At 71.4% G+C, this 9,173-nt stretch carries 11 protein-coding genes; 4 read left to right on the top strand and 7 right to left on the bottom strand.

Annotation, left to right across the window (positions count from 1 at the left end; translation table 11 throughout):
- Positions 1-174 precede the first annotated feature (174 nt).
- From ACQEU1_RS38985 to ACQEU1_RS38975, 3 genes are read left to right on the top strand one after another with little or no spacing between them, the layout of a single operon-like run.
- Entirely contained in the window at positions 175-1,212 is a 1,038-nt protein-coding gene (locus tag ACQEU1_RS38985; protein WP_433213745.1) for a Gfo/Idh/MocA family protein, read from the top strand.
- Between the two features lie 24 nt (positions 1,213-1,236).
- Positions 1,237-2,064, top strand: coding sequence for a hypothetical protein (locus ACQEU1_RS38980; RefSeq protein WP_433213742.1), 828 nt, complete (start codon positions 1,237-1,239; stop codon positions 2,062-2,064).
- Positions 2,061-3,278: an aminotransferase class IV gene (locus tag ACQEU1_RS38975; protein WP_433213739.1), complete on the top strand. Its 1,218-nt coding sequence runs from the start codon at positions 2,061-2,063 to the stop codon at positions 3,276-3,278. The genes ACQEU1_RS38980 and ACQEU1_RS38975 overlap by 4 nt, the downstream gene beginning before the upstream one ends.
- A gap of 30 nt (positions 3,279-3,308) precedes the next feature.
- Here the strand turns inward: ACQEU1_RS38975 and ACQEU1_RS38970 are convergent, their stop codons facing one another.
- The 6 genes from ACQEU1_RS38970 to ACQEU1_RS38945 all read right to left on the bottom strand — a co-directional run bounded on the left by ACQEU1_RS38970 (position 3,309) and on the right by ACQEU1_RS38945 (position 8,019).
- Positions 3,309-3,692, bottom strand: coding sequence for a winged helix-turn-helix transcriptional regulator (locus ACQEU1_RS38970; protein ID WP_433213736.1), 384 nt, complete (start codon positions 3,690-3,692; stop codon positions 3,309-3,311).
- Between the two features lie 121 nt (positions 3,693-3,813).
- Positions 3,814-4,767 (bottom strand): DMT family transporter, encoded by a 954-nt coding sequence (locus tag ACQEU1_RS38965; protein WP_433213733.1) that lies wholly within the window; start codon positions 4,765-4,767, stop codon positions 3,814-3,816.
- 75 nt (positions 4,768-4,842) lie between these two features.
- Complete coding sequence (locus ACQEU1_RS38960; RefSeq protein WP_433213730.1) at positions 4,843-6,384, bottom strand: PPE domain-containing protein; 1,542 nt, start codon at positions 6,382-6,384, stop codon at positions 4,843-4,845.
- A gap of 43 nt (positions 6,385-6,427) precedes the next feature.
- Complete coding sequence (locus ACQEU1_RS38955; RefSeq protein WP_433194987.1) at positions 6,428-6,808, bottom strand: hypothetical protein; 381 nt, start codon at positions 6,806-6,808, stop codon at positions 6,428-6,430.
- A gap of 66 nt (positions 6,809-6,874) precedes the next feature.
- Positions 6,875-7,147, bottom strand: coding sequence for a hypothetical protein (locus ACQEU1_RS38950; RefSeq protein WP_433213727.1), 273 nt, complete (start codon positions 7,145-7,147; stop codon positions 6,875-6,877).
- The gene (locus tag ACQEU1_RS38945; RefSeq protein ID WP_433213724.1) at positions 7,108-8,019 is read right to left on the bottom strand and encodes a Bcr/CflA family efflux MFS transporter; all 912 of its coding nucleotides are present in this window, start codon (positions 8,017-8,019) and stop codon (positions 7,108-7,110) included. The genes ACQEU1_RS38950 and ACQEU1_RS38945 overlap by 40 nt, the downstream gene beginning before the upstream one ends.
- A gap of 67 nt (positions 8,020-8,086) precedes the next feature.
- Here ACQEU1_RS38945 and ACQEU1_RS38940 point away from each other — a divergent pair, with 67 nt between their 5' ends.
- Positions 8,087-8,296, top strand: coding sequence for a hypothetical protein (locus ACQEU1_RS38940; RefSeq protein ID WP_433213721.1), 210 nt, complete (start codon positions 8,087-8,089; stop codon positions 8,294-8,296).
- Between the two features lie 236 nt (positions 8,297-8,532).
- Here the strand turns inward: ACQEU1_RS38940 and ACQEU1_RS38935 are convergent, their stop codons facing one another.
- Complete coding sequence (locus tag ACQEU1_RS38935) at positions 8,533-9,156, bottom strand: hypothetical protein (protein WP_433213718.1); 624 nt, start codon at positions 9,154-9,156, stop codon at positions 8,533-8,535.
- Between the last annotated feature and the right edge of the window lie 17 nt (positions 9,157-9,173).

The following is a 9,173-nucleotide window of genomic DNA, read 5'->3' as shown; positions in this document are numbered from 1 at the left end:
TCGATCGTTGGCCATTCCGGCAGGCCCTACAAGTACGTACTTCGAAGTACGCGGCACCGGTGAGCACGTACTTTCAAGTACGTTATTCATTTCGCGCGAATTACCGTCAACAATGCGAAGTCGGGGCTGTCGCCCGAAACCAGCCGGAAACCCCGATCGAGAAAAGGCAGAACCATGAGCTCACACCTCAACCACGCCGTGATCGGCTGCGGACGGGTGGCCCCCAACCACCTGGACGCGTTCACGGCGGTGCCGGACACCTCGGTGACCTGGGCCTGCGACCGCGACCTGGCCGCCGCCCGGGCGCTGGCCGCGGGCACGGGCATCCGGGTGACCACCGACCTCGCCGAGGTGCTCGCCGACCCGGAGGTGACCAGCGTGTCGGTCGTGGTGGACCACGCCCAGCACGCCGAGATCGCCTCCGCCGCCCTGCGCGCCGGCAAGCACGTGCTGGTCGAGAAGCCGCTCGCGATGACCGTGGCGGAGGGCGCCGACCTGGTCGCGCTCGCCGAGCGGTCCGATCGCGTGCTGTCGACGGTCTCGCAGCACCGCTACGACCCCGTGGTCCTGGCCGTGCGCGAGTGGCTGGCCGCCGGACTGCTCGGGGACCTCGTCTCGGGCTCGGTGACGCTGCAGTGCGGCAGGACCGAGGACTACTACCGGGACAGCTACTGGCGGGGCACGTGGCGCGGCGAGGGCGGTTCCGCGCTGGTCAACCAGGGTTACCACGCGCTGGACGTCGTCGACTGGCTGTGCGGCGGGCTGTCCGTGGTCGGTGCCGCGACGGGTACGACGGCGTTGCGCGAGGTCATGGAGACCGAGGACACGCTGGCGGCGGTGCTCAGGGGCACGTCCGGCACGTTGGTGACCTACTCCGTGACGGTGGCGACCGCGGTGCCGTGGCGGACCCGGATCACGCTGATCGGTACGGCGGGCACCGTGGTGTTCGACCTGGACCACCCCGGCACGCTGCACTTCGTCGAGGGCGGGCCCGACCTGCTGGCCCGTGCCGAAGAGCTGCGGGGGCGGGTCATCGAGGAGCCGCCTGCGGGGATCGGCTACTACGGCGTGTCGCACCGGTTGCAGGTGGCGGACTTCTGCGCGGCCGTGCGGCACCGCCGCCCGATGCTCGCCGACGCTGCGGCGGGGCTCGGCACGTTGCGGCTGCTGCGCGAGCTCTACGAGGTGAGCGGCAGCCATGTCGCCGTGTGACTGCCTTGCGGAACGGGTGCCGGCATGGCGGAGGTAGTCGCGGCGGCTGGAGTGCCGCACACGCCGGTGTTCCCGTCGCTGGCCGCCGGGGACACCGAGGCGGGGGCCGACATCGCGGCCCGGTACGCCGCGGTCGCTTCGGTGCTCGACGAGGCCGACGCCGACCTGGTGGTCGTGCTGACCTGCGACCACATCAACACGTACTTCCTCGACGCCTGGCCGACGTTCGCCGTGATGGCGACGGACACCGTGATCGGCCCCAACGACGAGGTGCCCGGCGTCGCGCCCGCCGAGTTCACCGGGGCCGGCAAGGCGGGGTCGTTGCTGCACGAGAGCCTGCTGCGGCAGAACTTCGACCCGGTGCTGTCGCGCGGCGGGACCGTCGACCACTCGGTGATCGTCCCGACGCACTTCCTCAACCGGCACCGAGTGCCGGTGCTGCCGGTCTACGTCAACGGCATGGTCAGCCCGATGCCGTCCGCGCGCCGGTGCCACGACTTCGGCCGCGCGCTGGCGGACGCGATCGCGGACCTGCCGGTGCGCAGGGTCGCCGTCATCGCGAGCGGCAGCTTCTCGCTGGAGGTCGGCGGGCCGCGGATGGATCCCGAACGGCTCTACGGCGTCCCCGACGCGGGCTGGGCCGGCAGGGCCGCCGAGCACCTCCGCGACGGCGACCTCGACCGGCTGGTGTCCGGCGCGACGCCCGAGCAGATCGCCGGTGCGGGCACGGTCGCGGGCGAGATCCTGCCGTGGATCACCGCGGCCGCCCTCTGCCGCGACCTGCCGCTGGCGCGGATAGACCACCGGCCCGGCGAGGGGCACGCGTTCGCGGCCTGGGGCGGTGCGCGATGACGGTCCACGAGATCGACCGGCTCTGCCACCGCGTGTCGCACGACCCCGCGTTCCTCGCGTCGCTGCACGCCGACCCGGCCGGTGTGCTGGCCGGTCTCCCGCTCAGCGCGGGCGAACGCCGCGACCTGCTCGCCGGCGACGTGCTCGCGCTCCACCGCCGGGGCGCGCACCCGGTGTTGCTGGTCCGCCTGGCCACGCACCGCGTGTTCGGGCTGACCCCACAGCTCTACGGACGCCGCATCTCGGCCCCCGGACCACTGCTGGAGGTAATCATGACCATGCCCGACGTATCCCCCGACCGCGTGCTGTGGCGCAACGGCGAGTTCATCCCGTGGCACGAGGCGACGGTGCACGTCAACGCCATCGGCCACGCGTCGGTGTCGGCCGCGTTCGAGGGCGTGCACTCGTACTGGAGCCCGGCGCGCGGGCAGCTGCTGGGGTTCCGGTTCCGCGAGCACATGAAGCGCCTGCACGACTCGTTGCGGCTGAGCCGCCTCGTCCCCGCGTTCGACCCGGACGAGCTCGTCGAGGCCGCCGCCGAGCTGCTGACCAGGGTGAGCGAGCCCGGCAAGGACGTGTACGTGCGGCCGTGGGGGTTCGCCGCGGGACTGCACCGGGAGCAGATGGTGGCGGCGGGCGCGCCGGCCGAGATCGTGATCGACAGCTGGGACTTCACCAGCAAGCTCGGCCAGGGCAGGACCTGCACGCTGGCGGTCAGCTCGTGGCCGCGCACCAACCACAGCGCGTCCCCCGCGACGATGAAGGTGTTCTCCAACTACCACAACGGCAGGCTCGGCAACGCGGAAGCCAGGCAGCGGGGCGCGGACTGGCCGGTGTTCATCAACGACCGGGGCGAGGTGACCGAGAGCTCCGGCGCGTGCCTCGCGATGGTGCGCGACGGCGTCCTGTGCTTCCCGGACCTGGCCAGCGGCGTGCTCGACAGCGTCACCCGCGACACGATGAGGGTCCTGGCCGCGGAGGCGGGCATTCCCGTGCAGATCCGCCGGATCGAACGCACCGAGCTGTACCTGGCCGACGAGGTGATGCTGCTCGGCACCGCCGCCGAGGTGCTGCCCGCGACCGAGATCGACGGCTTCCCGATCGGCTCCGGCAAGCAGGGCCCGGTGGCCCAGGAGCTGGAGACGCGGTACCACGACCTGGTGCGGGGAGCGGTCACCACGCACGAGCAGTGGCTCACCCCGGTCAAGGCCTGAGTGGGTGGGGGCCGGGTGGCCCCCACCTCCTCACCTCAGGACGGACAGGCGTTCGAACTCGGACCGCGCCCGGTCGACCTGCTCGTCGTAGCGGTCACTCCAGTCGCGGATCTCGGCGACGAGCTCGTGCAGCCGCCACCCCAGATCGGTGAGCCGGTAGGTGACGACAGAGCCCTCCGCGCGTTCGGTGAGCGGTCCTTTCAGGTATCCGTCCCGCTGCAACCGGCTCAACGTCTCGATGAGCACCTTGTGGTTGATCGCGCCCAGGTGGCGGTGCAACTGGTTGAACCGCACATTTCCGGCCGCCACCGCCTCCACCACCGGCACACCCCAACGGCTGGACAAAGTCGTGAGCACGTTCGGCGATGACTTCTTCGTCGGCTGGGCAGGCCGGAACTCGTAGGTACAGGTCACGCAAACCACCGTCCTTGATGTGACGCCCCAGTGAGCCGCTTTGTTCCGTTCACCGCGACGCCGAAAAGCCGCTGAAGCGGAAAGAGCCCACCGAGGTGGCCGGTGGTTCGACCACCGGTCGTCAATCAGCAACACGGCTTCCGGCGCCATCGTGAATCCTGCGCCGCCCTGTTCCTGGCCCGGCACCGCCCGGTTCCCGCTCCCGTCCTGCGGTCCGCGGCCGCACCAGCGCCATGCCCAGCAGCACGACCGCCGCACCCACCGGTTCGTTCCACGACACCTGCTCGCCGAGCACCACGACGCCTAGCACCACCCCGACCACCGGCGTCAGGTAGGTGACGGTCGAGGCGGTGGTGGCTCCCCAGCCGGCCACGACGTTGGTGTTCCACACGTAGGCGAGCCCCGTGCCCACGACGCCGAGCACCGTCACGCTGAGCACGACCGGCCAGCTCAGGTGCACCGGCGAGACGGCGACGAACGGTGCCGCCACCAGCATCAGCGCCGCGCCGACGCCCACCTGGACCGTCGTCACCGCCACCGCCGGCAACCCCAGTGGCGACACGAACCTGCGCAGGTGCACGAACGCCAGCCCGTAGCAGAAGGTCGCCCCCAGGCACGCCGCCTGCGCCGTGACCGTTCCTCCCGCTCCTCGCCACGGCGCGAGCACGACCAGCACCCCCGCGAAGCCCACCACGAGCCCCGCCAGCCCGGCGCGCGTCAGCCGTTCGCCCGGCAGAGCCACCAGCGCGACCAGCACCGTCATCAACGGCGTCGTGGCGTTGTAGATGCTGGCGAGGCCGGAGTCCACGTGCTGCTCGGCCCACGCGAACAGCAGGAACGGCACCACGCAGAGCAGAACCGCGACCACCGTCAGGTGCGCCCACACCACCGGCTCCCGCGGCAACGGCTGCCGCGTCACCGCCGCGATCACCGCCAGCGCCGCCGCGCCCGTCACCAACCGGCCGAGCACCACCTGCGCCGGCGACAGCCCTTCGAGCCCGACCTTGATGAAGAGGAAGCTCGCGCCCCAGGCCAACGCCAGCAGCACGAACTGCACCGTCAACTTCCCACGCATGCCCTGAGTCTGTGGCCGCTCACGGCAGTGCGCTGGCGGTTTTCGGCCTTCCTCCTTCTGTCCTCTTCGGACTGCCTAGTGCGTCCGGGTCTTGGCCTTGGCGGCGCCGATCACGGACGGGGGCAGGTTCTCACCGGGCAGGTCGAAGAGGTCGCCCGCGATGATGTAGCTGGCGGAGCGGTGTTCCTTGTCCTCCTCGCCGCGGCCACCGCCGGCGGGTGCGCCACCCATCGGGGCGCCCGCGCCCATGCCGGCCGCCGCCGAGGCGCCACCGGGTCCCATGCCCATCGGCACGCCACCACGGCTCTGGGCCTGGACGCCTGCCGCGCCACCGGACTGCATCGAGCCGCCACCAGCGCCGCCGCCACCGCCCGCGCCGCCACCGAACGCACCGCCGCCACCACCTGCGCCGCCCGCACCCATCTGCGGGCTGAACGGCATGGGTCCGCCCTTCATGCCCGCACCACCACCACCCGCGCCACCGCCACCCGCGCCGCCGGACCCGGCGTAACCGGGAGCGGTCGGCGTGTACGGGGCGGGACCACCCTTGGCGCCCTGCGGTGTGTAGCCGGGAGCCGTGGGCGAGTACGGGGCGGGACCGCCTTTCCCTCCCTGCGGTGTGTAGCCGGGGTTCTGCGGGTTGTACCCCGCCTTGCCAGGGCCTGCCTGCGGGACGTACCCGCCCGTCTGGGGTGTGTAGGTGCTGCTGCCGCCGCTGCCCGCGGCGTAAGTGCTGCCAGGGTTGCTGGCCGGCGCGGTGGGCGTGTACGCCGCGGCGGTGTTCGTGTTGCCGTTGTACCCGCCCATCTGCGGGGTGTAGCCGCTGCCAGTAGACGCACCAGGACCGGTGGCCGGGTTGTAGGCCGCCGCAGCCGGCTGGTTCACCCCGCCGCCTCCGCCCGCACCCGCCTGCACTCCCGTCGCGGCGGGTGCGTCCACAGTGGACTGCGGCCGTGTGAAGCCGTCGACGCCGCTGTCGAGCGCCACGCCACCAGACCGCGGGATCGCGATCACCGGTTCCTCGACCTGGCCGGTGTTGGGGTTGAACGGGGGCTTGAAGGAGGGCGTGGACGCGTCGATCTGGCGGGAGTTGTTCTCCATGTCGGTCATCACGGTGACCGCTTCTTCGTGCGCCGCACGGGAAACGACGTTCGCGATGGCGATGTCCACCGAGGCGAGCACGAACGCCGGCGTGCCGGGCTGGGAGAGCGCGGCGGCGGCCTTGTTCCAGTCGAACTGGACCGGCTGCGGCATCTGGGCGCGGGCGCTCTCCATCACGCGGCCCTGGTCGGCGACCTTGTTGCCGACCTCGACCGCGGTGCGGGCGGTCTCGTCGACCCAGTCGCCGAGCTTCTTCATCGCCGCGCGGGCGGCATCGGCGGCGCCTCCGGTCCACTTGGACTCACTGGAGGTGATCACCGAGTTGATCGTGCGGGACGCCTCGGTCAGCTCGCTGCCGTACTTGCCCCAGTCGGAGCTGATCTGGCCGGCTTGACCGGGGTCGTTGTTGTTGTGCACCGCGGCGTAGAGCTCTTGGTGCGATCGCGACGCCCAGTTCTGCGGGTCCGTGAGGACCGGGACGTTCTCGACCTCGCTGGGGTCGGTCTCGGGGGGCATGACCGGCTCGCCTCTCGGTTCGGTGGATCAGCTGGCCACGAGATCAGCTGTTACCCATGTGCTTCTTCAGTTCGGCCTGCTGTTCCTGGTCAAGCGCCTCGAAGTTCCCGATCGCCTCCACGATCGAGTTCTTCGTCTGCTCCAGAACCGTGCGGTACGCGGTCATCACACTGACGAACGAGTACTGCTCACCCTCGGCACGATGGGTGAACTTGTCACGCATCTTGTCCCCGACCGGGTTCGCGCCCAACGCCGTCGGACGCGCGATGCTCGAGTTCGCACGCCCGATCCACGAGTCGACCTGGTCGATCTGGGCCTGCAACTGCTTGCGGAGCTCCTCGCCCGCCTCCGGGTCGATCTGCACCTGACCCGAGGTGACGGTCTCAGCGAGCGGAACGACCTTCTCGTCACCGACGATGTACATGCGAGCGGTCCTCCCGTGCGATCCGTGCGCCAGTTGCCGTTCACACGGACCTGGAACCCGGGCGGTTCACCGGAAAGCGGCAAAGCGCCTGAGACGCGCACCACTCGCCACGACGAACACCAGCGTGGCCACCAGGCTGCCGGTCATGACGAGCGCGACGGCGCCGGCCCCGTTGCCCAGCACACCGACCAACGGCGCGACCGCGGAGCCGAGCAGGAACCGCGCGGCGCCGAGCACCGCCGCCGCAGTCCCGGCCGTGCGCCCGTGCCGGGACAACGCGAGCGCGGCGGCGTTCGGCATCACGAGCGCCACCCCGGCCAGCACGACGACGAGCGGCACGAGAAAGCCAACCAGCACGCCGGGCTGAACCGGCGCAGCAGCAACGGGTTGAACTGGGTGGCGGTGATCAGCGCGAACGCACCCAGCCCGAAGACCAGCCCGAACTGGCGGTCGTTCAGCCCGTACTGCTCGCGCATGATGAACGGCGCCGCGGAGATGTACGCGAACACAGTCCCGAACGCCAGGCCCGCCACCGACGTCAACGCGACGAACTGCCCGTCCCGCACCACGTTCCCGAACGCGCGCAGAACCGGCCGTGCCCGAAACGAGTTCCGGCGCTCCGGCGGCAAGGTCTCCCGCACCGCGAACACCGCGACGACCACCAAAGCCAGCCCGAGCACCGCCAGCACACCGAACACCCAACGCCACGAGCCCGCGGCCAGCACCGCACTGCCCAGCGAGGGCGCGAGAATCGGCGCCACCCCCATGACCGCCGTCAGGTGCGAGATCGTCGTGGCGGCCGCACTCCCCTCGAACAGGTCGCGCACCATGGCCATCGCGACCACCGCCGTGGCCGCCGCGCCCAGTCCCTGCACCACCCGCAGCACCGCGAGCATCGTCACGTCGGACGCGAACGCGCACAGCACCGAGGCGGCGACGTGCACGAGCGTGCCGAGCACCAGCGGCAACCGCCTGCCGACGGCGTCGGAGTACGGGCCGATCACGAGCTGCCCGAGGCCCAGACCGAGCAGGCTGCCGGTCAGCGTGAGCTGCACCAGCGGTTCGGTGGTGTGCAGGTCGGCGACGATCGCGGGCAGCGCGGGCAGGTACATGTCGATGGTGAGCGGCCCGAGCGCGACGAGCGAGCCGAGCACGAGGACGAGCCGGAACCGGTCGAGGCGGCCGGTCGGGCCGGCGGGCGTGGCGTCCATGGTTGAACTCTCACACACCGCCGGCCTGCTTCGTCAGGACTGTGACGTGCGCGGGCATACTCGCGCCATGGCGGAGGATCTCGGGCTGACCGGCTACCAGCTCGGCCTGCGGGCGCGGTTCCTGGCGGCGCCGGTGGTGGCGGCGCCCGTACCATGGCGGCCGGCGGACAGCCCCGTGGCCGCGGTCGGCGGGCTGCTCGGGGTCGGGTTCGGCGTCGATCCCGGCACCGGGCACGAGACCGGGAGGCCGATCTCGGTTGGCCGGACGACGATCTGACGTGTCCCGGGATCGGCGTGCTCGCGGGGGACCGCGTGCCCGTCGCCGGAATGTCCGGCGGTGGCTTGCACTCCGGCGCTGACGGGTGGTCGGTGGACGTGGTGAGTCCGGACTGGCCTCACGAGCGGGTGTTGTTGTCCAGCGGGAGTCCTCATCGCGGGGAGCACGGCGTGACGCTGTGGACTCGGGACGTCTCGTAACTCCCCTCTGCGGCAAGGGAAACGGGCACGCCGCGGCTAGGCGCGGATCAGCGCGACCCCGTACGCGACCAGCCACACGACCCACAGCAGCCAGCCGGAAAGCCCGATGAGGGTCAGCGGTCCGCCCTCCACGACCCACGGCGTGAGCGTGGCGGAGAGGAACAGCAGCGCGGCCGCGCCGTAACCCAGCCACGTCTGCCACCCGGCCAGCAGCGTCGTACCTGCGGTCAGCCCGAGCAGGGCGAGAGCCAGGAACACGCCGTTGAGCGTGAACAGGGCGTCGTGCAGCGCCCAGAACGCGGGCACGACGACGGGATCGGCCTCGGGCAGGGCCAGCCGGAGGGCTGCCACACCGGTGAAGGCGGCGTTCTGCAGCACCAGCCCCGCGAAACCGGCCACCGCCCACCCGTTCCGCTCCCGCACCAGCACCCCGGCACCGAACACCACGGCCGCCACCCACGCCGTCGGCATCAGCGCCGACGCAACGGCCAGCGCGGTCCCGTGGCCGCTGAAGAAGGCGACCACCTCTGCGGCACCGGCGCCGGTCGCCGGCAGGCCTGCGGGCACCAGCACGACGTTGGCCAGCACGATCAAGAGGGCGAACGCGATGCCCGCCACGCCCGCCAGCCGCGGGAAGGCTATATTGGCTTTAACGTCCATATAGTCAATATAGCGAG

The organism is Lentzea sp. CA-135723 (assembly GCF_050936595.1).
In the GTDB taxonomy this organism is placed as follows: Bacteria; Actinomycetota; Actinomycetes; order Mycobacteriales; family Pseudonocardiaceae; genus Lentzea.
This window is presented reverse-complemented; position numbering and strand designations above follow the sequence as displayed.